The sequence below is a fragment of the Streptomyces sp. NPDC096079 genome, assembly GCF_040303145.1.
GTDB lineage: Bacteria > Actinomycetota > Actinomycetes > Streptomycetales > Streptomycetaceae > Streptomyces.
Window position 1 is genome coordinate 74200 of sequence record NZ_JBEOST010000025.1, and the last position, 22589, is coordinate 96788.

A 22589-nucleotide genomic window follows, 5' to 3' on the forward strand; every position below is an offset into this window, starting at 1 on the left:
CCGACCGGCGTAGCGCGCGTGGCGTACGGCGGCGCGTCGCGCGTCCGCCCGGGTGGTTCCGGCGGGATCAGAGGGCCCGGGACCGCTGTCGGTGGCGCAGGGCATCCTGGTGACGTGCCCTCATACCCGCATCACAGCAACGCCGTTCCCGGTGGGAGGACCCCCGCCGTCCCCGCCGAGCCGGCGGCCGGGTCCGTCCCCGGCCCCGCCCGGCCCTCTCCGGCCGGCCCCTTCGGCGCGCCCGCCGTCCGCGCCGAGCGGCCGTCCCGCACCGACCCCGCCGGGCACATGATCGTCTGCGGCGACGACGCCCTCGCCCACCGCCTCGCACGTGAACTCCACGAGGTGTACGGGGAGCGGGTCACCCTCCTGGTGCCGGCCCTGCCCGACAGCCCCCGCGCACCCGCGGCCCGCACCGGCCGGGCGCTCGCCCTCTTCGGTCGGGTGACCGCCGCCGTCACCCGCACCACCGGCGCCGCCGCCGCGGCCGGAGCCGCCGGGGACGGCGCCGAACCCGCCGGAGCCCTGCGGATCGTCGAGTCCGCCGAGGCCGACGACCGGGCCCTGACGGAGGCCGGGGCCGAGCGCGCCGCCGCCCTCGCCCTCGTCCACGAGGACGACGAGACCAACATCCGGGCCGCGCTCACCGCCCGCCGCCTCAACCCCCGGCTGCGCCTGGTCATCCGCCTCTACAACCGCAAGCTCGGCCAGCACCTCGAATCCCTCCTCGACCAGGCCGCGGCCGTCGCCGAACCCGGTCTCGACCCCGAGAAGCTCGACGCGGCCACCACGGTCCTGTCCGACGTCGACACCGCCGCCCCCGGCCTCGCCGCGGCCGCCGTCGCCGGCACCAGCAAGGTCGTCCAGGCCGGGGGACTGCTGCTGCACGCCGTGGACCGGCCGCCCGTCGCGGGCCAGGCCCCCGACCCCGGGCTCTGCACGCTCGCCCTGCTCTCCGCCACGGCCGGAGACCCCGCGGGCTGCGAGGGCTCCGAGCGCAGCGGCGAGGAGGGGCCGCGCCTCCTGCCCGACGACCGCACGGTCGCCGCGGCCACCGGGCGGGCCGCCGTCACCCTCGAAGCGGTCACCCCGGCGGGCCCCGCCCTGCCGTCCGCCCGCCTCGCGGCCTCCGCGCTGCCCGTCGCCTCGCTCTTCTCCCGCCGCCTGCGCTGGTCCCTCGCCGGAGCCGCGGCCGCGGTCCTCGCGCTGGCCCTCGCCTCCACCTTCACCACGGGCGACCACCCCCTGCACGCCGCCTATCTGACCCTCCTCGACGTCTTCGCCATCGGCGACCCGGCCGTCGGCGAGCCGACCGGACGTCAGGTGCTGCAGATCCTCGCCGGGTTCGTCGGGCTCCTGCTGCTCCCGGTGATCGTCGCCGCCCTCCTCGAAGGCCTCGGCACCTTCCGCAGCGCGACCACCCTGCGCCGCCCGCCGCGCGGGCTCTCCGGCCATGTCGTCCTCCTCGGCCTCGGCAAGGTCGGCACCCGCGTGCTGGCCAGGCTCCGCCGGCTCGGCATCCCGGTGGTGTGCGTCGAGTCCGATCCCGAGGCCCGGGGGATCGCCGTCGCCCGCCGGCTCCGCGTCCCCACCGTCATCGGCGACGTCACCGAGGAGGGCGTCCTGGAGGCCGCCCGCATCCACCGCGCCCACGCCCTCCTCGCGCTGACCAGCGTCGACATCACCAACCTGGAGGCCGCGCTCTCCGCCCGCGCCGTCACGCCCGACCTGCGGGTCGTCCTGCGGCTGTACGACGACGACTTCGCCACCGCCGTGTTCCGCACCCTGCGCACCGCCCACCCCGGGGCGCTGACCCGCAGCCGCAGCGTCTCCCACCTCGCCGCGCCCGCCTTCGCCGGCGCCATGATGGGGCGCCAGGTCCTCGGAGCCGTACCGGTCGAGCGGCGCGTCCTCCTCTTTGCCGCCGTGGACGTCGCGGACCATCCGCTCCTGGACGGCCGCACGGTCGCCGAGGCCTTCCGACCCGGCTCCTGGAGGGTCATCGCCCTCGACGGACGCCGCGGGCCCGGCGAGAGCTGGCGCCTGCGCCCGGACCGGCTCCTCGAAGCGCGGGACCGGGTGGTGGTGGCCGCCACCCGCAGGGGTCTCGCCGAACTCCTCGGCCGAAGCGGCCGGGACGACCGAAGCGGCCGGGACGACCGAAGCGGCCGGGACGACCCCGGCGGCCGCCGCGAAGGCCGCGGAGCCCCGTACGACCGCGCAGCTCCCCACGACCGCGAAGCCCCCCACGACCGCGACGACCGGGGCGATCGCGGTCCGCAGGACAACTCCTCACGAAGGGAGCGCGGTTGACCGTAGGATCTGACCGCTCACGCGCCGCCCCGGCCCGCATCCGCAGTCAGGAGCCCCTGCCTTGAACACACCGCACACCACCCCGGACGCCGGCCGGACGCCGCACCGCATGGACCCGGCGGGCGGCTGCCCGCACGCGGCGAACGCCCGGCTGCTCGCCGAGGGCGCCGTGGCTCCCGTGGTCCTGCCCGGCGACATCCAGGGCATGGCGGTGCTGGGCCACGAGGCGCTGCGCGACTTCCTCTCCCACCCCGACGTCGCCAAGGGCCCCCGGCACTTCACCGCCCTGGCCGAGGGCCGGATACCCGACGGCTGGCCTCTCCTGACCTTCGCCACCGTGCCCGGCATGACCACCGCCGACGGCGCCGACCACCGGCGGCTGCGCACCCTGGTCAGCAGCGCGTTCACCGCCCGCAGGGTCGAGGAACTCCGCCCGCGCGTCGAGACGGTGACCGCCGGACTGCTCGACGGACTCGCGGCGGCCGCACGCGCCGGAGACGGCGTCGCCGACCTGCGCCGCCACTACGCCCTGCCCCTGCCCCTCGGCGTCATCTGCGAGCTCCTCGGCGTCGACCCGGCCCACCAGGACCGGCTGCACCACCTCTCCAGCCTGGTCGTCGCCACCGACACCGAGCCGGCCCAGGCCGTCGCCGCGAACCGCGAACTCGTCGAGCTCCTCGGCTCCATCGCCGCCGCCAAGACCACCGCCCCCGGCGACGACCTCACCAGCGCCCTGATCGCCGCTCGTGACGAGGGCGGCGACCGGCTCAGCCAGCCGGAGCTCATCGGCACCCTGCTCCTGATGATCATCGCGGGCCACGAGACCACCCTGAACCTCGTCACCAACGCGGTCCGCGCGCTCTGCGCCCACCGCGACCAGCTCGCCCTCGTCACCGAGGGCCGCGCCGAATGGGCCGACGTCGTGGAGGAGACCCTCCGCTGGGACAGCCCCGTCAGCTACTTCCCGTTCCGCTACCCCACCCGTGACCTCACCGTCGCCGGCACCCTCATCCCCCGGGGCACACCGGTCCTCGCCGGCTACTCGGCGGCCGGCCGCGACACCACGGCGCACGGCCCGGACGCGGACCGCTTCGACATCACCCGCACCTCCTCGGTGAAGCACCTGTCGCTCGGTCACGGCCCCCACTACTGCCTGGGCGCCCCGCTGGCCCGGATGGAGGCCGCGCTCGCCCTGGAGGCGCTCTTCACCCGCTTCCCCGACCTGGACCTGGCGGTTCCCGAGTCCAAGCTGACCCGTCACTCCGGATTCGTCGGCAACAGCGTCCGCGCCCTCCCCGTCCGACCGGGCGTCTGACGGCACACCGCGCCCGCCACGGCCGGGACGCACCCGGCCGCGGTGGGCGCGCCGCCTCAACCGGTGCGCCCCCGGACGGTCGCGGGGGAGGCCCGCAGGGCGGAGACGAGTCGGAGCAGCCGGTCCTCGTTCCCCGAGAGGCCCGCGGCGCGCAGCGCCTCGTCCGCCTCGGCCATGGGATGCGTGAGCATCACCCCCGCGTACGGGGCCAGCTGCGGGTCGGTCAGCACGGCCTGCGTGGACTCGAGCAGCCGCAGGTACGCCTGGGCGGCCGCGCGCTCGGTGGCGGTGATCGTGGTCATGTCGGGCTCCCTCTCGACAGTTCGGCGCTCACCACCCTCTCGTACGGGTCTGACAATCGGGCTCAGGCCCGCCCGTCGAGGTGCGCCACCAGCCGCTCCAGGAAGACCCGCTGCCCCGCGACGAGCAGCGGAGCGGCGACCTCCGGAGGGAACCACCCCACCCGGTCGATCTCCGGGAACTCCTCCCGGTTCCCCGACCGGGGCGGCCACTCCATGACGAAGGTGCCCGGCACCACCCCGGCGGGGTCGAGATCGCCCTCGACGGCCCACACGGTGACGAGCTTTCCGTTCCGCTGCCGTGACTCGCCGAGCGCGAACCACTCGCCCTCGGGCGCCGGGAGCCCCAGCTCCTCCTGGAACTCGCGGCGTGCCGCGGCCTCCGGGGTCTCGTCGGGCTCGTACTCCCCCTTGGGGATCGACCAGGCCGACTCCTGGCGGGAGGACCACAGGGGCCCGCCCATGTGACCGATGAGGACCTCGACGCCGCCGCCCGTGGGGCGGCGGAAGACCAGAAGACCCGCGCTGCGCTTGTCCGGCATGCGCCCAGTCTCCCCGAACGCCCCGGCCGCCGCAGCCCCCGCGGGCGTGAAACCCAGGGACGGGCGGCCGCGTCGCCGGCCCGGAGAGCGCCCCCGCCCCGGCGCCCCGGTGTCCCTACTCCTCGGCGTCGACCGTCACCGGCCCGCCCGCCGGGTCCAGGTCCCGTGTCCACCGCTCCCCGAGCCGTACCGAACGCCAGGGGACCAGCGTCCCGCTCAACCGCTCCCGCCGCAGGGCGGTGCCGTCCTGGGTGACGGTCAGGACCGGGCGCACCAACCGCCGATCCGGCCGGACGAGCAGGGGAGCGGGCTCGGGTCCGAGGAGACCGGGCGTCACCCGGCCCAGCGGTCCCACGGCCGTGACGGTCACCCCGCTCGCCGGCCAGGGGCGGCCGGCGAGCCGTTCGAGCACCGTCTGCGCCACCGCGCGCCCCTCGGCCGCGGCCACGAGCGCCGGCTCCACCCCGCGCAGCAGGTTGCCGACGGCGAAGACCCCCGGCACGGCGGTGCGGAAGCCCCGGTCGGCCACCGGGCCCCGGGTGCCCGGGGCGAGGGGCAGTCCGCGGGCGCGGACGAGCTCGTGGTCCGGGATCCAGTCGCCGGTGAACACCACCGTGTCGCACCGCAGCACGCCCGCCCTCCCGTCCCCGCCGCGCACCGCGACCCCGGTCAGCCGGCCGCGCCCGAGCAGCTCCGTCACGACCGTCCCGGTGAGGACCGGGACCCCGGCGCGTGCGACGGCGTGGGAGGGCAGGTCGGTGACGACGGCCGCCACCTCCACCCCGGCCGACCGCAGGGTCCGTACCGCGCCCCGGGCGACCGGGTCGCCGCCGACGACCACGGCCCGCCGCCCGATCCGCTCCGGTCGGGGACCGAACCGCGCGACGGTCCGCTGGAGTTCGCCCGTGGTCAGCACCCCGGCCGGGCGCGTGCCCGGGACCAGCCGGGCGCTGCGGGGGCGCTCGCGGGCCCCGGTGGCGAGGACCACGGCCCGGGCACGGACGCGTTCGAGTCCGGTCGGGGCGGTCACGTCGACGGTGAGGGGCCCGGCCCAGCCGGTGGCCGAGGCGCCGGTACGGACCGTCGCCCCCGCCCGCAGTGCCTGCCGCACCGCGCGCCGGGCGTAGGCGGGGCCGTCCAGCGGGCGCCCCCGCGGGTCCGCGCCGAACCCCGGCCGTGCGCAGTGGCGGGGGACCCCGCCCGCGGCGGACTCCCGCTCCAGGACCTCGACGAGGCCCGCGCCGGCGGCCGCGAGCCGGGCCGCCGCCGCGAGCCCCGCGGGTCCCGCGCCGACGACGAGGACGTCGACCGTGCGGTTCACCGGGTCCCCTCTCCGTACGTCCGTGTCTCGAACAGGGCCCGTACCTCCGCGCCGCAGTGGTGGCCCTGGCAGCGGCCGCCCCGGGCGCGTGTCCTGCGCCGCAGCCCGTCGAGGCCGCCGGGCGGGATCGTCGAGACGAGTGCGTCCCGGATCTCTCCCCGGGTGACGCGCTCGCAGTGGCAGACGACGGTCCCGAACTCGGGGTCGCGGGCGATGAGGTCGGCGTCGCGGTACGGCCGGGGGAAGGCCTCCCCGAGGTTGGGCATCCGGACCGGGGCGAGCGGGCGGACCGGGCCGGGATCGAGGCCGCAGTCCGCGAGGAGTCCGAGCACGTGCTCGGCGATGGCCAGGGAGGCGGTGAGCCCGGTGGAGCGGATCCCGCCCACCGTCACGTACCGCAGCGCGGGGTGGGCGGCGATCCGGTAGTCCTCCTGACCGGTGGCGGCCCGCAGTCCGGCGTAGACGGCGGTGACCTCCTCGTCGAGCAGCGCGGGAAGGATCCTGCCGCCCTGGGCGCGCAGCCCGGCGAGGCCCTCCGCCGTCGTGCCCGTGGCGGTCTTGTCGTCGAGGTCCTCGGCGGTGGGGCCGAGCAGGACGTTCCCGTACACCGTGGGCGAGATGAGCACGCCCTTGCCGAGCGGCCCGGGGACGGGCAGCAGGATGTGCCGGACCAGGTCGCGGGCGAACTTGTCGAAGACGAGCAGCTGGCCGCGACGCGGGGTGACGGTGAAGTCCTCCCGGCCGACCAGGGCGTCGAAGGCGTCGGCGTACAGACCGCAGGCGTTGACGACCAGACGCGTCCGCAGCACTCCGCGCCGGGTGACGAGCCGGTGGTACGGATCACCCGGACGCACCTTCTCCACACGGCAGTTCAGATGCAGGTCGGCGCCGGAGAGGACGGCCTGGGTCGCGTAGGCGAGCGTGGTCGTCCACGGGCAGATCACCGACTCGCCCGGCACGTCGAGCGCGCCCAGCGCACCGGGACCCAGGTGCGGTTCGCGCGCGGCGAGCTCGGCGGGGGTGAGGATCCGCGTGCCGTGGTGCCCGTTGCGCGCGGCCTTTTCCGCGAGGCGGGGGAGCGCCGCCCGCTGCTGCTCGTCCCAGGCGACGAGCAGTGCGCCGAGCGGCTCCACGGGGATGCCCGCCTCCCGGGCGTACCCGTCGAGCAGGCGGTGTCCCTCGCGCACGAGCCGGGCCTCCAGGGTGCCGGGCGCGGCGTCGAAACCGGTGTGCAGAATGGCCGTGTTGGCCTTCGAGGTCCCGTCGCCGACGTCGTTCGCGGCCTCCACGAGCGCGATCCGCAGAGGGTGCCGGGCCAGCGCGCGGGCGATCGCGGAGCCGACGACGCCCGCGCCGACGACCACGACGTCGTACGCGGCGGCCTCACCGGCGGGGAGCGGCCCGGTCCGCGTGACGCTCATCCCGCCGCGCCGCCGCCGGCACCCGCCCGGGCACCCGCTCCGGACCCGGCACCCGCTCCGGACCCGGCATCAGCCCCGGACCCGGCATCCGCTCCGGCACCCGCCCCGGACGGCGTGGCGTCGCGGCGGTCGGTGTTCCCCGAGCGCTCCACCAGTGCCGCCACCTCCGCGCGGAAGCGGCCCAGGCGGTCCGCCGCCTCGTCGGCCGAGATCCCCGGCTCGTAGACGGCCGAGGGCTTCCACTCCGGCACCGCCTCCCGGAGCGAGAGCCCCGGGTGGTGTCCGAGCCGGGCGACCGCGCCGATCCCGAGCGCCGTGGCGTCGGGCAGCGAGGCCACCTCGACGGGCCGTTGCAGCAGATCGGCCTGGGTCTGCATGAGCAGGGTCGACCGGGTCAGACCGCCGTCGGCGCGCAGAGCGGTCAGCGGCGCGCCGCGGTCGGACGCGGCGGCCGCTGCGAGTTCCACGACCTGGGCGGCGATCCCCTCGCACAGGGCCCGGACCAGGTGGCCGGGTCCGGTGTCGAGGCCGAGGCCGGTCACCGAGCCGCGCACGTCGCCGCGCCACCAGGGCGCGGCGAGCCCGGCGAACGCGGGGACGAACGTGACGCCCCCGCTGTCCGGTACGCCGCCGCCCACAGCGTCCAGTTCCGCGGCGCCGGTGATCACGCCGAGGTCGGTGAGCCAGCGCACGGCCGAGGCGACCGTGTACACCTGGCCGTCCAGGCAGTGGGTGACGCGCCCGCCGAGCCGCCAGGCGACGCAGCTCACCAGGCCGGAGGCGGTGCGCCGGGGCTCTGGTCCGGTCCGGGCGAGGAGGAAGGCGCCGGTGCCGTAGGTGCACTTGGCGGCGGCGGGGTCGTCGGCGCTCTGGGTGAGCAGCGCGGCCTGCTGGTCCACCAGGAGCCCGGTGAGCGGCAGCGCGGGGCCGAACGCGGTGGTGGTGCCGACCGGGGTGTCGCAGTCCACGACCTCGGGGAGCGCCTCGCCGCCGAGTCCGTAGAGGTCGAGGGCGGTCTCCGACCAGGCGACGGTGTCCAGGTCGAGGAGGCCGGTCCGTCCCGCCGTCGCCGCGTCCGTCACGAACGCGCCGGTGAGCCGGCGGACGAGCCAGGCGTCGCTGGTGGTGACCACGCCCGCGCCGGTGGCGTGGCGGCGGATCCAGGCCATCTTCGGCGCGGCGAAGTAGGGGTCGAGGGGGAGACCGGTGATCCGGCGCAACTCCTCGGCGTGGGCGTCGAGGTCCGCGCAGACGGAGGTCGCCCGGCGGTCCTGCCAGACGAGGGCGTCGGTGAGCGGTTCGCCGGTGGCGGGGTCCCAGGCGAGCACCGTCTCGCCCTGGTTGGCCAGACCCACGGCGACGACGCGGGTGTCCGCCTCGGCGAGCGCCGCGCGTCCGGCGGCGACCACAGAGTCGTACAGCTCACGCGGGTCGACCTCGACCAGGCCGCCGGGGAGGTGGCGGGGCCGGACCGGGGCCGTCCCGGTGCCGAGGACTCCGCGCTCGGGGCAGAGGACGAGTGCCTTGGTGCCCGATGTCCCCTGGTCGACGGCGAGTACCGCTCCGCCCGTCATCCCGTAGCTCCCGTCGCTCGTCCGTCTCCGTGATCATCCGATCACCGAAAAGGGTCAGGGTGCCGCCGCCGGACGGGTGCGTCAAGCGTCGGAGGGCGACCACGTCAGGTCGCCCGGCATACCTGACAGTAAGTCAAATTCAGTCGTTGGCTTAATGGTTACGGTCATGAAAGAAAGTGGACCGGTCGCATCCAGAGCGCTCTATAGTGATCGCCGATCAACGGCCGGGACGCCCGCCGGGGGACTGACCACCCCCTCCATCCACCGAGGACCCATGTCATCCACACCACGCCCCACCCCCTGATGGCCGGCCACGGATTCCGGCCCGTCTACCACCCGGCCGGCCACGACCACGCCCTGCGCAACGCCGTCCAGGACTTACGGACCGGCCGCTGGGTCGCCATGGCCCGGCTGCTCGACGAGACCTCCGACTGGGAGGCCTGGACCCGGCGCACCCAGGTCCTCGCCACCGTCGCCGCCGGCACCGACGTCGTCCCCATCTGGCGGGCCGAGCAGCCCGAGAGCCTCGCCGCCGCCGTGATGCACAGCCGGGTCGCCGTCGAGCGCGCCGTCCGCGCCCACCGCGCCGGCCACGCCCGCACCCGGGAACTCTGGCAGGAGGCCTGGACCGCCTGCCGCGAGGCCGCCGACCGCTCGCCCGCCGACCCCGTGCCGTGGGTGGGCCTGATCGCCCTCGCCGCCCTGGACGGGCGCCAGCGCATGGCCGAGCACCGGCTCACCCCGCCGGCCCCCATGCTGCCGCCCGGCCCCTGGGGCCTGCTCGCCGAGGTGGAGAAGCGCGACCCGCACAACCGCGAGGCCCACCACCGGATGCTCCAGTTCGTGTACGCCCGCCGCCCCGGACCCCTCTCCGAGGCCGTCAACTACTCGCACTGGGCCTCCAGCTCGGCACCCGTCGGCTCCGCCCTGCACGCCCTTCCGCTCTACGTCCGCGTCGAGCGCTACCGGCGCGAGCGCGGCCACGAGCGCGCCCTGGACCTGCACTGGGTCGCCGAGGACGCCGTACGCGACGCCCAGCGCGCCCTCGACACCTGGTTCCTCTTCTGCGCCACCGACGAGGCCTCGCTCCTCGACCTCAACCACCTGGCGCACGCCCTCTTCGGGGCCCTCCGCTTCACCGACGCGGCCCGGGTCTTCGAGGCCCTCGGCCCGTACTACACCACCCTCCCCTGGGCCTACCGCACCGCGCACCCGGACGACCGCGCCCTGGCCGAGGAGGTCTTCCTGCGCGCCCGCGCCCGCTGTCTCAGCGGCTGACGCACCCCCGCCCGCGCCCGCTGTCTCAGCGGCTGACGCACCCCCGCCCCCGCCCCCCCCGGCATCCCACCCCCCACCCCCGCTCCCCCGTCTCCCCCCCGGAGGTCCCCATGTCCCGCACCGAGTCCCCGATCGACGCGATACGCAAGCCACCGCCGTCCCAGGACGAGGAGGCGAGACTGAGAGAGCTCGGCTACCAGCCCGTCCTCGCCCGCCGCATGGACGGCTTCGGCAACTTCGCGATCAGCTTCTCGGTGATCTCCGTCCTCTCCGGCTGCATGACCCTCTACGGCTTCGGCCTGGGCACCGGCGGCCCCTCCGTCATGCTCTGGGGCTGGATCGGCGTCGGCCTCTTCGTGCTGTGCGTGGGGCTCGCCCTCGCCGAGGTCACCAGTGCGTACCCGACCTCCGGCGCCCTGTACTACATGGCCGACCGGCTCGGCGGGCGCCGCTGGGGCTGGTACACCGGCTGGCTGAACCTGCTCGGTCTGCTCGGCGCCATCGCCGGCATCGACTACGGCGCCGCCCTGTTCACCGGAGCGTTCCTCAACCTCCAGTGGGGTTTCGTGCCCACCCCGGGCTCCACCTTCCTCATCTTCCTCGCGATCCTGCTGCTGCACGCCGGGCTCAACCTCTTCGGCGTCCGGCTCGTCAGCGTCCTCAACTCGCTGAGCGTCTGGTGGCACCTGATCGGCGTCGCGGTCATCGTCGGCGCCCTCGCCTTCGTCCCCGACCGCCACCAGTCCGTCGAGTTCGTCTTCACCGAGTTCGTCAACGACACCGGCTGGGCGAACCCCTTCTACGTCGGCGCCATCGGCCTGCTGCTCGCCCAGTACACCTTCTCCGGGTACGACGCCTCGGCCCACCTCTCCGAGGAGACCTCGAACGCCTCCGTCACCGCCGCCAAGGGCATCGTCCGGGCCATCTGGGTCTCCTGGCTCGCGGGCTTCGCCCTCCTCGCCGGGCTCACCTTCGCCATCCAGGACTACGCCGCCACCCAGAACAGCGCCACCGGCGTCCCGCCCGCCCAGATCTTCCTGGACGCCCTCGGCTCCGGAGGCGCCGCCGCCCTGCTCCTCGTGGTGATCGTCGCCCAGCTCTTCTGCGGAAACGCCGAGGTGGCCGCCGCGAGCCGCATGGTCTTCGCCTTCAGCCGCGACAACGCCCTGCCGGGCTCCGCGCTCTGGCGGAAGGTCAGCGGCCGCACCCAGACCCCCGTGCCCGCCGTCTGGCTCGCTGTCGGCGTGGCCGCGCTGCTGGCCGTCCCCTCGCTCTACTCGGCCACCGCGTACGGAGCCGTCACCGCGATCAACGTCATCGGCATCACCCCCGCCTATGCCATCCCGATCTACCTGCGGCTGCGCGCGGGCAACCGCTTCGTCCCGGGCCCGTGGAGCCTCGGCCGCTGGAGCAGGCCGATCGGCTGGACCGCCGTCGTCTGGGTGGCGGTCGTGACCGTCCTGTTCTGCCTCCCGCAGAAGTCCCCGGTGAACGTCGACACCATGAACTACGCCGTCATCGCGCTCGCCGTCGTGCTCGTCCTCGCCAGCGTCTGGTGGTACGTCGCCCGCCGCTCGTACGGCACGCCGGCCGCGTACGGAACCGCCCGCGAGGAGGCCGAGATCTCCGAGGGGATCATCTGAACCCCCTCGTTCCCCCCTCCGTCTCCCCTTCGCGGATTCGCCCGGCACACCCGGAAATGCCCTCGCAGTCCCGCTGCGGGGGCATTTCCGCCTCTCGGGCCCGCCGCTCCGGCCGTCAGGCGCTGAACTCGTAGGTCCAGGAGGCCGACTGGGCCGCGAAGTCGATGTCCGTGATCTCCAGGGCGTGCCCGTGCTGGTCGCTGACGACCCGGTGGACGAGCAGCCGGGCCGCGCCGCCGGCCGTCGTCAGGGCCGGTCCCGGCGGGACGCCGACCGATTCGCGGTGGGTGATCCGCAGGCCCGCCTGGTGCATCCAGTGGTAGAGGAGCCGCAGGTCGGGCTGTTGCCGGCAGTCCCGGCCCCGCCGGTAGCGGGAGAGCTGGGGGATCTCGGCGAGGGCCGGCCGGGAGAACCAGGACACCGCCCGCTGGAGCGCCGTGCCGTGCGGTCCGAGGACCGTGTGCCGGTGGACGAGCGTCGGTTCGCCGGGGGTCAGCAGGAGACGGGGGGCCAGGGGAGTGGGCGCCGGTTCCCAGGTGAGCGAGGCCCGCACCAGCGCCTCGGCCGCTCGTGGCCCGCCGGGGAACGTCGGCCGACGGGCCGTCAGGGGCGGCGCGGCGGGCTCGGGTCCGGTGTCGGCGGCGAAGGTGCCGCGCCGGTCGGTGACCACGAGCCGCTCCTCCCTGAGGAGGTGGAGCGCGCTGCGGACGGTCTGGCGGTTGACGTGGTAGCGCTGGGACAGGGATCGCTCCGAGGGGAGCCGGCTGCCGGGGTGGATGCGCCGCTGGGTGAGGTCCTCGCGCAGAGCGGCGGCGACCCGGAGATAGAGCGGCGCGTCCGCGACCGCCTCGGAATCGGGCTCGACCATGATCAACCCTCTCTTTGCTCAGCGTGACAGCAGGGGTCGTGTGGGTGATCAATTCCTATCATTGGTCTAAACCATTTAGCTAGGCCGGTCCGGCAGAGTGGCCGAAACGAACGGCGCGCCATGTAATGAGTTCCAGGTGACAGCGCCGAGAGCACGTCGGCGGAAAGAGGCGGGTGAGGCCTGATGACGACACCGTCGGAGCGCGCCGCGCAGGGCAAGGCGGCTCGCAAACACGTCCCCCGTGCCTCCCACGGCCGCTGGATACCCAGGTCGCAGCGCCCCGACCCGCTGGCCGTCCTGGAGCGCGAGTCCCTGGACCGGCTCCCCGACCTGGTCCCCCTCCGGTACGCCCGGATGGCCGTCTCCCCGTTCGCGTTCCTGCGCGGCGCCGCCGGAGTCATGGCCGCCGACCTCGGCGCCGAGCGCCACACCGGCCTCACCGTCCAGCTCTGCGGCGACGCCCACCTGCTGAACTTCGGCGTCTACGCCTCACCCGAACGGACGCTCCTGTTCGACGTGAACGACTTCGACGAGACCCTCCCGGGCCCGTTCGAATGGGACGTGAAGCGGCTCGCGGCCAGCGTCACCGTCGCCGCCCTCCAGAACGGCAGCACCAAGCCCAAGGCCCACCGTGCCGCGCTCGTCGCGGTCGAGTCGTACCGCACGACGATGCGCCGTCTCGCCGGCCTCGGCGAGCTGGAGGTCTGGTACGAGCGGATCTCCGCCGACGACATCCTGCGGCTGGTACGCCGCGAGGACCGGGGCCGCCTCACCAAGCGGCTCGCCGGGGCGCGCCGGCGCACCAGCCTCCAGGCCCTCGGCAAGCTCACCGAGACCGACAGCGCGGGCCACCGGCACATCGTCGACGACCCGCCGCTCCTCGAACGCGCCACGGACATCGACCGGGTCACGCTCGGCAAGATCTTCAGCGACTACCGCAGCACCCTCGCCGAGGAGCGCCGCGTCCTCCTCGACCGCTACCACTACGTCGACGCGGCCCGCAAGGTCGTCGGCGTCGGCAGCGTCGGCACCCGCTGCTTCGTCCTCCTCCTCGAAGGACGGGACGACGGGGACCCGCTCATCCTCCAGATCAAGGAGGCGGGCCGCTCCGTCCTGGAGCAGTACCTGCCGCCGACCGCCTACCCCCACCAGGGCCGCCGCGTCGTCTCGGGACAGCGGCTCACGCAGGCCGCGAGCGACATCTTCCTCGGCTGGATGACGGGGCCCGAGCAGCGCCACTTCTACTGGCGGCAGCTGCGCGACATGAAGGGCTCCGCCGAGGTGGAGACCATGTCACCGTCCAGGCTGCGGGAGTACGCGCGGCTCTGCGGCCGGGCCCTGGCCCGCGCCCACGCCCGCACCGGCGACCGGATCGCCATCGCCGCCTACCTCGGCGGCTCGGACGTCTTCGACCGCGCCGTGGCCGACTTCGCGCTCGCCTACGCCGGACAGAACGCCGACGACTACGCGGCGCTCGGCGCGGCGATCGCGGCGGGCATGGTGACGGCGGCCCCGAGCGTCTGAACGCTCCGGGACCGACGTGACGGGCGGGCCCCGGCGGCCGGCACCGGAAAGGCCCCGAGCGGCCCCGGGCGGCACCCGGACGTCGCCAGGGCGACCCAACGGCGCCAGGGCGACCCCGGACGGGACCCGCGCGGCGCAGGAGCGGCCCAGGGCGACCCTGGACGGCACCGCGGCGGCCCCGAGTGGCACCCGGGCGGCTCCGGGCGGCACCCGGGCGGCCCCGAGCGGCACCGGAGCCGCCCCCGGCGGCACCCGGGCGGCTCCGGGCGCCGCCCTCACCCGTTCGGTCTAGGCCTCCTGGCGCAGCGGCGGTTCCGCGGGTGTCGGTGCGACCGGCCCGAACAGCACCGCCTTCGCCACGGGCGGGGCGAACAGGGCCGTCAGCGGGGCGGTCAGGCTGAACACCTCGCGGAACGCGGCGCCCACGAGGGGGTCGCCCGCGGCCCGCTCCTGCACCCGGCCCAGGTACCAGCCGACCGCCTTGTCCATCGCCCCGGGGCGCGCCGCGTCCCCCGTGGCCCCGGGCATCTTCTTGTCGGCGCCCGCCGAGATGGCCCAGGCCTGCTTCGAGGCGTCGAACAGCGCCCGCTGGACGTGACGGGTCGTCGGGACGCGCTTCGGGTCGGCCAGCGCCCCGCGCAGCGCGAGCGCGCAGAGCGCGGCGACGGCCATGCCCTGCCCGTAGATCGGGTTGAAGGCGCACAGCGCGTCGCCGGTGGCGAGGAAGCCGGCCGGGCGGCGGCCCGGACGGTCGTACCGTCGCCGGATGTTGGCGGTCTTGCGGAAGCCGTGCACCGGCGACTCCGGCTCGGCCCGGGACAGCCACTCGCTGATCACCGGGTGCGGCAGCCGCTTCGCGTACTCCTCGAACGCGCCCTCGTCGGTGGGCGGTTCGTCGCCGCGCAGCCCCGAGAGCGTGACCAGGTGACGCCCGTCGCCGAGGGGCAGCACCACACCGCCGTACACCTGGCTGGGGTTGGGCACGATGTAGCAGCCGAGGGCGTCGCTGTGCGGGTCCTCGGCGGGGGCGCGGTAGACGCGGGTGGCGTAGGCCAGGCCCGTGTCGAGGGTCTCCTCGTGCGGGGCCTCCGCGCCGATCCCGGCCAGCCAGTCCGCCGCCCTGGTCGAGCGCCCCGAGGCGTCCACGACGAGATCGGCCTCCAGCGTCCGGACCTCAGTCCCGGACCCGGCGCCGCGCTCGCGCAGCCGTACGCCCCGGACGCGTGCGGAGTCGCCGGTCAGGCCGACGGTCTCGGTGCCCTCGACCAGTTCGACGCGCGGATCGGCGAGGACCCGCTGCCGCACCAGCCACTCCAGCTGGGGGCGCCCCCCGGTGGAGAAGTGCGCGGTCGCGGGGTTGCGGCGGTACCACTTGCCGTTCTGCCACTGGACCATGTCCTCCGGCACGCCCACCATGGGCGCGCCGAGTTCGCCGAGCTCCTTCATGAAGCCGGGGAGCAGCTCGTCGAGCGCGTGCTGCCCGCTGCCGATGAGGACGTGGAGGTGGCGGCCCTGCGGGACGCCCGGCCGGGCGTCGGGTCCGTCCGGGTAGCGGTCGCGCTCGACGACCGTGACCTTCTCGGCGTGCTCGGCCAGTACCCGAGCGGCCAGCAGTCCAGCGAGACTTCCCCCGATGACCACCGCGTGACGTGTCGTGCGGCGCCCCAAGTCGTCGGCCATACCCGCCCTTTCGTGTCGTGGAACTACAACTCACCAGTATCCACGTCGGTGCGGGCCTCGTCGCCCGGCCCCAGCTCGGTCAAGGCGCTTGTCAGCCACTGCACCCAGAACCGCTCCAGATCCACTCCGCCCCGCAGCACGAGGTGCCGCAACCGGTCCGGTTCGGTGCGGCGCCGCTCCGGCGGGAAGTCGCGGGCCTCGATCAGGAGGTACTCGTCCAGCTGGGCCCGGTGCAGGGTCAGGTGGCGCGCGAGCTCGGACCGCAGGCCCTCCGAGCCCACCATCGCGGCCGCCCGCATCCGCAGGAGCAGCGAGGAGCGCAGGGGCTTGGGGTCCTCGGACCGCGCGACCCAGCCGCTCAGCTCCGCCCGGCCGGCGGGCAGCACCTCGTACTCCTTCTTCTGTCCCCGCGCGGGCACCGGAGCGGGCAGGGCGCGGATGTGCCCCGCCTGCTCCAGCTTCCCGAGCTCGCGGTAGATCTGCTGGTGCGTGGCCGACCAGAAGTAGCCGATCGACTTGTCGAAGCGGCGCGTCAGTTCGAGGCCGGAGGACGGCTTTTCGAGCAGCGCGGTGAGGATCGCGTGCGGGAGGGACATGCTCGCATCCTAGGTTCGGCCGGCCACGGTGATCACGGGGCGAGGGTCACAGGGTGGCGGCGAGCCGGGTGCCCTGGTCGATGGCCCGCTTCGCGTCCAGCTCGGCGGCGACGTCGGCGCCGCCGATGAGGTGCGCCGAGCGGCCGGCCGCCACCAGCTCCTCGTACAGGCCGCGGCGCGGCTCCTGGCCCGCGCAGAGCACGACGGTGTCGACGGGCAGGACCTGCGGCTCGCCGTCGATCGTGACGTGCAGGCCGGCGTCGTCGATCCGCTCGTAGGAGACACCGGCGACCATGGTGACGCCCCGGTGCTTGAGCTCGGTGCGGTGGATCCAGCCGGTGGTCTTGCCGAGTCCCGCGCCGACCTTGGTGGCCTTGCGCTGGAGCAGGTGCACCTGGCGCGGCGGCGCGTTCCGCTCGGGCGCGCGCAGTCCGCCGCGGTTCTCGTACGAGGTGTCGACGCCCCACTGGCGGAAGTACGTCTCGGGGTCCTGGCTCGCGCCCTCGCCGCCGTCCGTGAGGAACTCGGCGACGTCGAAGCCGATGCCGCCCGCGCCGATGATCGCGACCCGGTCGCCGACCGGCGCGCCGTCGCGGAGCACGTCGAGGTAGCTGAGGACGCTCGGGTGGTCCTCGCCCGCGATGCCGGGGGTGCGGGGGGTGACGCCGGTCGCGACGACGACCTCGTCGAATCCCTCCAGGTCGGCCGCGGTGACGTACGTGTTCAGGCGGACGTCGATGCCGCGCTCGGCGAGCTGGACGCGGAAGTAGCGCAGGGTCTCGTCGAACTCCTCCTTGCCGGGGACCCGCTTGGCGATGTTCAGCTGGCCGCCGATCTCGGCGGCGCCGTCGAAGAGGGTGACGGAGTGGCCGCGCTCGGCCGCGGAGACCGCGCAGGACAGTCCGGCGGGGCCCGCGCCGACGACCGCGACGCGCTTGGCGAGTCGGGTGGGGGAGAGGACCAGTTCGGTCTCGTGGCAGGCGCGCGGGTTGACCAGGCAGGAGGTGATCTTCAGGCTGAAGGTGTGGTCGAGGCAGGCCTGGTTGCAGCCGATGCAGGTGTTGATGGTGTCCGCCCGGCCGGCCGTGGCCTTGGCGACGAAGGCGGGGTCCGCGAGGAACGGGCGGGCCAGCGACACCAGGTCGGCGCGGCCGTCGGCGAGGATCTCCTCGGCGACCTCGGGGGTGTTGATGCGGTTGGAGGTGACGAGCGGCACGGAGACCTCGCCCATCAGCCTCTTCGTCACCCAGGTGTAGGCGCCGCGCGGCACGGAGGTGGCGATGGTGGGGATGCGCGCCTCGTGCCAGCCGATGCCGGTGTTGATGATCGTCGCGCCGGCGGCCTCGATCTCCTTGGCGAGCCGGACGACCTCCTCCAGGGTGGAGCCACCGGGGACGAGGTCCAGCATGGACAGGCGGTAGACCAGGATGAAGTCCTCGCCGACGCGCTCGCGGATCCGGCGGACGATCTCCAGCGGGAAGCGGACCCGGTTCTCGTAGGAGCCGCCCCAGCGGTCGGTGCGCTGATTGGTGGCGGAGGCGATGAACTCGTTGATGAGGTAGCCCTCGGAACCCATCACCTCGACGCCGTCGTACCCGGCCTCCCTGGCGAGCTCGGCGCAGCGCGCGTAGTCCTCGACCGTCTGCTCGACCTCGGCGTCGGTCAGCTCGTTGGGCACGAAGGGGCTGATGGGCGCCTTGATCGGGCTGGGGCCGACAAGGCCGGGGTGGTAGGCGTACCGGCCGAAGTGCAGGATCTGCATCGCGATCCGGCCGCCCTCGGCGTGCACGGCGTCGGTGATCAGCCGGTGCTCGGCGACCTCCTCGGCGGTGGTGAGCTTGGCGCCGCCGTCCCAGGGCCGGCCGGCCTCGTTGGGCGCGATGCCGCCGGTGACGATGAGGCCGACGCCGCCACGGGCGCGCTCGGCGTAGAAGGCGGCCATGCGCGCGAACCCGTGCTCGGTCTCCTCCAGGCCCACGTGCATGGAGCCCATGATCACCCGGTTGGGCAGGGTGGTGAACCCGAGGTCGAGCGGGCTCAGCAGGTGCGGGTACGGGGTCATGGGGCGTCTCCTCGCGCAGGGGTCGTCGACCTCAGTTCTAGGCGACCCCGCGCGCCTTCTGCAACTAGTTGCAGAAGAATCGGGGAGTGATGTCTACTACTCGGTAGCAAAGAGCCCCGGGACTCAGACCGGGCGGCCCGGCCCCGTCACCCCGGCGGCGGCCCACACGTCGAGCTCCTCCGGCGTACGGGGCTCCGCCGCGCCCGCGCCCAGCAGACCGTGCGCCCGCAGAAGACGGGCCACCGAGGTGCCCCAAGGGCGGCGCAGCCGGGCCGCCGCCAGCAGGTCGTCATCCGCCAGCAGCTCGGCGACCGGGCCGGTGCGCAGCCCGGCCGGGGAGAGCACTGCCGCGTCGTCGGCCCAGCGCAGCGCCAGGTCCACGTCGTGCGTGGCCATCACCACCGTCGTCCCCGCCTCCCGCAGCCGGGCGAGGGCGTCGAGCAGCCGCTCCTGCCCGTGCGGGTCGAGACCGGCCGTCGGCTCGTCCATGATCAGCACCCGGGGACGCATCGCCACGGCGCCCGCGATCGCCGCCCGCTTCCGCTGCCCGTACGACAGCAGATGCGTCGGCCGGTCCTCCAGGGCCACGATGTCCAGCGCCTCCAGGGCCTCCCGCACCCGGAGCCGCACCTCCTCCTCCGGCAGCCCCAGATTCATCGGACCGAACGACACGTCCTGCCCGACCGAGGCCGCGAACAGCTGGTCGTCCGGGTCCTGCACGACCAGCTGCACCGTGGTCCGCAGCCGGGTCAGCCCCTTCCGGTCGTACGCCACCTCCGCCCCGTCCAGCAGCAGCGCCCCGCTCCCGCACCGCAGGCCCCCGCTGAGGAGCCGCAGCAGCGTCGTCTTGCCCCCGCCGTTGCGGCCGAGCAGCGCGATCGCCCGCCCCTCCGCCACGGCGAAGTCCACACCGGACAGGACCGCGGGCCCGTCCTCGTAGGCGAAACCCGCCTTCACCAGCTCCACGACGGGGGTCGGAGACGTCACGGAAGGAACCTTTCCGATACGAGGGTGAGGGCGACGAGCCCCGCGAGGAGCGCGCCCGTCGCCGAGAGGAACCGCCGGGACACCGCGCAGGCCGGCACCAGGACCCGCAGCGTCCCGTCGTAGCCGCGCCCGGCGAGCCCCGACTGCAGGCGCTGTGCCCGGTCGAAGGCCCGGACGAAGGCGGTCGCGCCGAGCCCGGCGAGCGAACGCCAGGTCGCGGCCCTGGTGGTGTGGCCGAGCCGGGAAGCCTGGGCCTGCCGGATCTTCGTCAGCGCGTCGAGCAGCAGGAAGATGATCCGGTACATCACGAGCGCCACGTCCACCACCGGCGCCGGCACGCCCGCCCGGACGAGCCGGGGCAGCACGTCGGACACCGGCGTCGTGAAGGCGAAGAGCAGCACCCCCAGGGAGGCCGAGGCGGTCCGCAGCAGCAACTCGCCCGCGTGCGCGGGGCCGTCGGGCGCCAGGGCCACCAGCCCCCTCGTACCGCCCACCTCGAAGAGCAGCGGCACCGCGCCCGTGACGCAGAAGCCCAGCGGGATGCGGAAGGCCCGCCACAGCTGACGGCCCGGCACACCGGCCGGGCCGAGCAGCACCGCGAGCGTCGCCGCCGCGACGAGCACAGCGCCCGGCCACGGCGGCAGGGACACCGCGCACAGGGTCAGACCGAAGCCGAGGACCGCCTTCTCCACGGGATGGCGGCGGCGCCAGCGACTGCTGTGCGCCGCCGCGTCGATCGGCAGCATCGGCGGCTACGCGCCCGTGCCGTCGATCGGACCCGGACCGGCCTCGGACGCCCCCGCGGCCCCGGCCGCGTCGGAGCCCCCGGCCGACTCGGCGGTCTCCGCCGCCGCGCGGGCCGCGCCCTGCCGGCGGCCGCGACGGAGACCGAAGTAGTACGCCAGGACACCGGCGCCCAGCGCCGCCTGGAGGGCGAAGAGCGCCGACTCGATCTCACCGGAGGGCGGCTCGTACAGCGGGCTGAACCACGGCTCGTAGTCCGGCTGGAGCTCCGTGATCGCGGTCTCCGCCTCCGCGTCCGCCCCCGTGAACGGCTCCTCCTTGTGGTCGCCGAGGCCCAGCGCGAGCGGCAGGACCGCCAGCGCGGCGACCAGGAGCAGCAGCAGCGCGTTGATCTTCGTGTTGCGGCTCATCGCGCGGCCACCTCCTCCTGGCGCTCCGCCGCCGGCCGGCCCAGGACGCCGAGCCGCATCAGGTCGCCCTTGCTGGACTGCGTGAGCAGCCGCATCACCAGCACCGTGAGCAGGCCCTCGCTCACCGCCAGCGGAATCTGGGTCACGGCGAAGATCCCGCCGAACTTGGCCAGCGCGCCGGGCACACCGCTGCCGGGGTCCGGGAAGGCGAGCGCCAGCTGCACGCTGGTGACGCAGTACGTGGACAGGTCGGCGACGAACGCGCCGAAGAAGACGGCCACCATCAGCGGCGTGCCGAACCGCCGCAGCAGCCGGTACGTCCCGTACCCGGCCCAGGGCCCGACGATCGCCATCGAGAAGGCGTTCGCGCCGAGCGTGGTGAGCCCCCCGTGCGCGAGCAACAGGGCCTGGAACAGCAGGGTGATCGTCCCCAGGACCGCCATGATCGGCGGCCGGAACAGGATCGCGCCCAGCCCCGTACCGGTCGGATGGGAACAACTGCCGGTGACGGAAGGCAACTTGAGTGCCGACAGGACGAACGTGAAGGCGCCGGAGGCGCCGAGCAGCAGGGTGGACTCGGGGTTCGACCGTACTTCGCGGGTGAGCGCGCGCACCCCGTGGGCGACGAACGGAGCGGCCGCGACGCCCCAGGCCGCGGCGTGCACAGGGGGCAGGTAGCCCTCGGCTATATGCATGGTGGGGAAACCCTCTCCAGCACCTCGTGGATGGACAACGCACCCCGGCCGGTCTCCTGGCTGACGGTCATACGGCCCGACTCCGCCTTCCCACACCGCCGCGGTCTCCCGCGTCGGTCCAGTGGCTTCCCCGAGGTGTTCCCCCCGGGGGTGGAGCCGGACCTCCCGATCACAGTGGCGAGGGCCGCACCGGTACCGCACCGGTTTCCCGTACACCAAGGCCCTGCGACATTAGTGTGTTGACCTGCTGGATCACAACACGGTCGCCACCCGGCGCGGCCCCCCGCTCACTCCACGCACACGGCGCGCGGGCTCACTCCTTGCGGTAGGAGTACGCCTCCGAGGCCGCCGCCACCACCGCGTCCAGGTCCCCGCCGGCGCTCGCCGTCACCAGCGCGGCGACCGCTCCCTCGACGAACGGCGCGTCCACCAGGCGGGCGCCCTCGGGCAGTTCGTCGCCCTCGGCGAGCAGCGCCTTCACGGTGAGGACCGCGCTGCCCAGGTCGGCCAGCAGCGCCACCCCCGCACCCCGGTCGACGGACTCCGCCGCCCGGCGGATCAGCTCGGAACTCGTCCCGAACCCGCCGTCCGGCGCGCCGCCCGCGGGCAGCAGCGGCGCCAGGTCGCCACCGCCCGCGAGCCCCCGCGCCAGCTCGGCCACCGCCGCCGCGACCGCCGCGCTGTGCGAGACGAGCACGATGCCCACGGGGGACCCGCTCATGCCGCACCCTCCGCCCCGGCCGTGTCGGCGAGCGCCGCGAACAGCAGCGCCGACGACGTCGCCCCCGGATCCTGATGCCCGACCGAACGCTCCCCGAGATAACTCGCCCTGCCCTTGCGCGCCCGGAGCGGCACGGTCGCGAGGGCGCCCTCCTCGGCGGCGGCCCGCGCCGCCCCGCACGAGCCCCGCAGCGCCTCCACGGCCGGCACGAGCGCGTCCACCATCGTCTTGTCGCCCACCTGCGCGCCGCCCAGCTGCGACACGGCGGCCACCCCGGCGCCCAGCGCCTCCGCCAACCGCTCCCGGGTCACCTCGCCCTCCTCGCCCAGGGCCTTGCCCGCGCGCCGCAGCAGCGTCCCGTACAGCGGTCCCGAAGCGCCGCCCACGGTGGAGATCAGCTGACGCCCGGCCGCGATGAGCACGGCGCCCGGGTTCTCCGGCGCCTCCTTCGCGAGGACGTCCGCCACGGCGGCGAAGCCCCGCCGCAGATTGGCCCCGTGGTCGGCGTCGCCGATCGCCGAGTCCAGCTCGGTCAGCCGGTCCGCCTCGCGGTCGACGAGCTCGGCCACCGCCGTCATCCAGCGCACCAGGAAGGC

20 protein-coding genes and 1 riboswitch are annotated in these 22589 nt (G+C 74.9%); of the genes, 5 read left to right on the plus strand and 15 right to left on the minus strand.

Annotation, left to right across the window (positions count from 1 at the left end):
• Positions 1–288: 288 nt before the first annotated feature.
• Positions 289–2313: a potassium channel family protein gene (locus ABTY59_RS33020; protein ID WP_352022818.1), complete on the plus strand. Its 2025-nt coding sequence runs from the start codon at positions 289–291 to the stop codon at positions 2311–2313.
• A gap of 109 nt (positions 2314–2422) precedes the next feature.
• Positions 2423–3628 (plus strand): cytochrome P450 family protein, encoded by a 1206-nt coding sequence (locus ABTY59_RS33025; RefSeq protein WP_352022819.1) that lies wholly within the window; start codon positions 2423–2425, stop codon positions 3626–3628.
• Between the two features lie 56 nt (positions 3629–3684).
• On the opposite strand, the gene ABTY59_RS33030 is transcribed toward ABTY59_RS33025, so the two are convergent.
• The 5 genes from ABTY59_RS33030 to ABTY59_RS33050 form a co-directional block, all read right to left on the minus strand.
• Positions 3685–3930, minus strand: a complete 246-nt coding sequence (locus ABTY59_RS33030; RefSeq protein WP_352022787.1) for a hypothetical protein — start codon at positions 3928–3930, stop codon at positions 3685–3687.
• A gap of 62 nt (positions 3931–3992) precedes the next feature.
• Positions 3993–4469, minus strand: coding sequence for an NUDIX hydrolase (locus ABTY59_RS33035; protein ID WP_352022788.1), 477 nt, complete (start codon positions 4467–4469; stop codon positions 3993–3995).
• A 115-nt stretch (positions 4470–4584) separates the two neighbouring features.
• On the minus strand, positions 4585–5790 hold the full coding sequence (locus ABTY59_RS33040; protein WP_352022789.1) for an NAD(P)/FAD-dependent oxidoreductase: 1206 nt from the start codon (positions 5788–5790) through the stop codon (positions 4585–4587).
• Positions 5787–7211 (minus strand): FAD-dependent oxidoreductase, encoded by a 1425-nt coding sequence (locus ABTY59_RS33045; RefSeq protein ID WP_352022790.1) that lies wholly within the window; start codon positions 7209–7211, stop codon positions 5787–5789. The genes ABTY59_RS33040 and ABTY59_RS33045 overlap by 4 nt, the downstream gene beginning before the upstream one ends.
• Positions 7208–8785 carry an FGGY family carbohydrate kinase gene (locus ABTY59_RS33050; RefSeq protein ID WP_352022791.1) on the minus strand — a complete coding sequence of 526 codons (1578 nt, stop codon included), beginning with the start codon at positions 8783–8785 and terminating at the stop codon, positions 7208–7210. The genes ABTY59_RS33045 and ABTY59_RS33050 overlap by 4 nt, the downstream gene beginning before the upstream one ends.
• Before the next feature lie 303 nt (positions 8786–9088).
• Here ABTY59_RS33050 and ABTY59_RS33055 point away from each other — a divergent pair, with 303 nt between their 5' ends.
• Together ABTY59_RS33055 and ABTY59_RS33060 are read left to right on the plus strand one after the other, a co-directional pair.
• A complete protein-coding gene (locus ABTY59_RS33055) occupies positions 9089–10063 on the plus strand; it encodes a hypothetical protein (RefSeq protein ID WP_352022792.1) in 975 nt (324 codons plus the stop codon).
• A gap of 110 nt (positions 10064–10173) precedes the next feature.
• Positions 10174–11706 (plus strand): amino acid permease, encoded by a 1533-nt coding sequence (locus tag ABTY59_RS33060; protein ID WP_352022793.1) that lies wholly within the window; start codon positions 10174–10176, stop codon positions 11704–11706.
• 115 nt (positions 11707–11821) lie between these two features.
• On the opposite strand, the gene ABTY59_RS33065 is transcribed toward ABTY59_RS33060, so the two are convergent.
• A complete protein-coding gene (locus ABTY59_RS33065; protein ID WP_352022794.1) occupies positions 11822–12574 on the minus strand; it encodes a GntR family transcriptional regulator in 753 nt (250 codons plus the stop codon).
• 183 nt (positions 12575–12757) lie between these two features.
• Here ABTY59_RS33065 and ABTY59_RS33070 point away from each other — a divergent pair, with 183 nt between their 5' ends.
• Positions 12758–14098 (plus strand): DUF2252 domain-containing protein, encoded by a 1341-nt coding sequence (locus tag ABTY59_RS33070; RefSeq protein WP_352022795.1) that lies wholly within the window; start codon positions 12758–12760, stop codon positions 14096–14098.
• Between the two features lie 288 nt (positions 14099–14386).
• Here the strand turns inward: ABTY59_RS33070 and ABTY59_RS33075 are convergent, their stop codons facing one another.
• The 9 genes from ABTY59_RS33075 to dhaL form a co-directional block, all read right to left on the minus strand.
• Positions 14387–15778 (minus strand): NAD(P)/FAD-dependent oxidoreductase, encoded by a 1392-nt coding sequence (locus tag ABTY59_RS33075; RefSeq protein ID WP_352022796.1) that lies wholly within the window; start codon positions 15776–15778, stop codon positions 14387–14389.
• Between the two features lie 23 nt (positions 15779–15801).
• Positions 15802–16374, minus strand: coding sequence for a PadR family transcriptional regulator (locus tag ABTY59_RS33080; protein ID WP_352022797.1), 573 nt, complete (start codon positions 16372–16374; stop codon positions 15802–15804).
• Positions 16375–16420: 46 nt separating this feature from the next.
• A complete protein-coding gene (locus ABTY59_RS33085; protein WP_352022798.1) occupies positions 16421–18436 on the minus strand; it encodes an FAD-dependent oxidoreductase in 2016 nt (671 codons plus the stop codon).
• Between the two features lie 123 nt (positions 18437–18559).
• Positions 18560–19423 (minus strand): ATP-binding cassette domain-containing protein, encoded by an 864-nt coding sequence (locus ABTY59_RS33090; RefSeq protein WP_352022799.1) that lies wholly within the window; start codon positions 19421–19423, stop codon positions 18560–18562.
• Complete coding sequence (gene cbiQ / locus ABTY59_RS33095) at positions 19420–20169, minus strand: cobalt ECF transporter T component CbiQ (RefSeq protein WP_352022800.1); 750 nt, start codon at positions 20167–20169, stop codon at positions 19420–19422. Before cbiQ ends, ABTY59_RS33090 begins: the two co-directional genes overlap by 4 nt.
• A gap of 6 nt (positions 20170–20175) precedes the next feature.
• Entirely contained in the window at positions 20176–20577 is a 402-nt protein-coding gene (locus ABTY59_RS33100) for an energy-coupling factor ABC transporter substrate-binding protein (RefSeq protein ID WP_352022801.1), read from the minus strand.
• Complete coding sequence (locus tag ABTY59_RS33105) at positions 20574–21272, minus strand: energy-coupling factor ABC transporter permease (protein ID WP_352022802.1); 699 nt, start codon at positions 21270–21272, stop codon at positions 20574–20576. Before ABTY59_RS33105 ends, ABTY59_RS33100 begins: the two co-directional genes overlap by 4 nt.
• A 29-nt stretch (positions 21273–21301) precedes the next feature.
• Positions 21302–21507: riboswitch (cobalamin riboswitch) on the minus strand.
• A gap of 78 nt (positions 21508–21585) precedes the next feature.
• The gene (locus ABTY59_RS33110) at positions 21586–21993 is read right to left on the minus strand and encodes a PTS-dependent dihydroxyacetone kinase phosphotransferase subunit DhaM (protein ID WP_352022803.1); all 408 of its coding nucleotides are present in this window, start codon (positions 21991–21993) and stop codon (positions 21586–21588) included.
• The gene (gene dhaL / locus ABTY59_RS33115; RefSeq protein ID WP_352022820.1) at positions 21990–22571 is read right to left on the minus strand and encodes a dihydroxyacetone kinase subunit DhaL; all 582 of its coding nucleotides are present in this window, start codon (positions 22569–22571) and stop codon (positions 21990–21992) included. Before dhaL ends, ABTY59_RS33110 begins: the two co-directional genes overlap by 4 nt.
• Between the last annotated feature and the right edge of the window lie 18 nt (positions 22572–22589).

Excerpts from the sequence above, each read along its gene's own strand:
- ABTY59_RS33085 (WP_352022798.1), bottom strand. The coding sequence starts at position 18,436 with ATGACCCCGTACCCGCACCTGCTGAGCCCGCTCGACCTCGGGTTCACC.
- ABTY59_RS33055 (WP_352022792.1), top strand. The coding sequence starts at position 9,089 with ATGGCCGGCCACGGATTCCGGCCCGTCTACCACCCGGCCGGCCACGAC.
- ABTY59_RS33080 (WP_352022797.1), bottom strand. The coding sequence starts at position 16,374 with ATGTCCCTCCCGCACGCGATCCTCACCGCGCTGCTCGAAAAGCCGTCC.
- ABTY59_RS33065 (WP_352022794.1), bottom strand. The coding sequence starts at position 12,574 with ATGGTCGAGCCCGATTCCGAGGCGGTCGCGGACGCGCCGCTCTATCTC.
- ABTY59_RS33060 (WP_352022793.1), top strand. The coding sequence starts at position 10,174 with ATGTCCCGCACCGAGTCCCCGATCGACGCGATACGCAAGCCACCGCCG.
- ABTY59_RS33020 (WP_352022818.1), top strand. The coding sequence starts at position 289 with ATGATCGTCTGCGGCGACGACGCCCTCGCCCACCGCCTCGCACGTGAA.
- ABTY59_RS33105 (WP_352022802.1), bottom strand. The coding sequence starts at position 21,272 with ATGCATATAGCCGAGGGCTACCTGCCCCCTGTGCACGCCGCGGCCTGG.
- ABTY59_RS33030 (WP_352022787.1), bottom strand. The coding sequence starts at position 3,930 with ATGACCACGATCACCGCCACCGAGCGCGCGGCCGCCCAGGCGTACCTG.
- ABTY59_RS33035 (WP_352022788.1), bottom strand. The coding sequence starts at position 4,469 with ATGCCGGACAAGCGCAGCGCGGGTCTTCTGGTCTTCCGCCGCCCCACG.
- ABTY59_RS33045 (WP_352022790.1), bottom strand. The coding sequence starts at position 7,211 with ATGAGCGTCACGCGGACCGGGCCGCTCCCCGCCGGTGAGGCCGCCGCG.
- ABTY59_RS33100 (WP_352022801.1), bottom strand. The coding sequence starts at position 20,577 with ATGAGCCGCAACACGAAGATCAACGCGCTGCTGCTGCTCCTGGTCGCC.
- dhaL (WP_352022820.1), bottom strand. The coding sequence starts at position 22,571 with ATGACGGCGGTGGCCGAGCTCGTCGACCGCGAGGCGGACCGGCTGACC.
- ABTY59_RS33070 (WP_352022795.1), top strand. The coding sequence starts at position 12,758 with ATGACGACACCGTCGGAGCGCGCCGCGCAGGGCAAGGCGGCTCGCAAA.
- ABTY59_RS33050 (WP_352022791.1), bottom strand. The coding sequence starts at position 8,785 with ATGACGGGCGGAGCGGTACTCGCCGTCGACCAGGGGACATCGGGCACC.
- ABTY59_RS33075 (WP_352022796.1), bottom strand. The coding sequence starts at position 15,778 with ATGGCCGACGACTTGGGGCGCCGCACGACACGTCACGCGGTGGTCATC.
- cbiQ (WP_352022800.1), bottom strand. The coding sequence starts at position 20,169 with ATGCTGCCGATCGACGCGGCGGCGCACAGCAGTCGCTGGCGCCGCCGC.
- ABTY59_RS33110 (WP_352022803.1), bottom strand. The coding sequence starts at position 21,993 with ATGAGCGGGTCCCCCGTGGGCATCGTGCTCGTCTCGCACAGCGCGGCG.
- ABTY59_RS33025 (WP_352022819.1), top strand. The coding sequence starts at position 2,423 with ATGGACCCGGCGGGCGGCTGCCCGCACGCGGCGAACGCCCGGCTGCTC.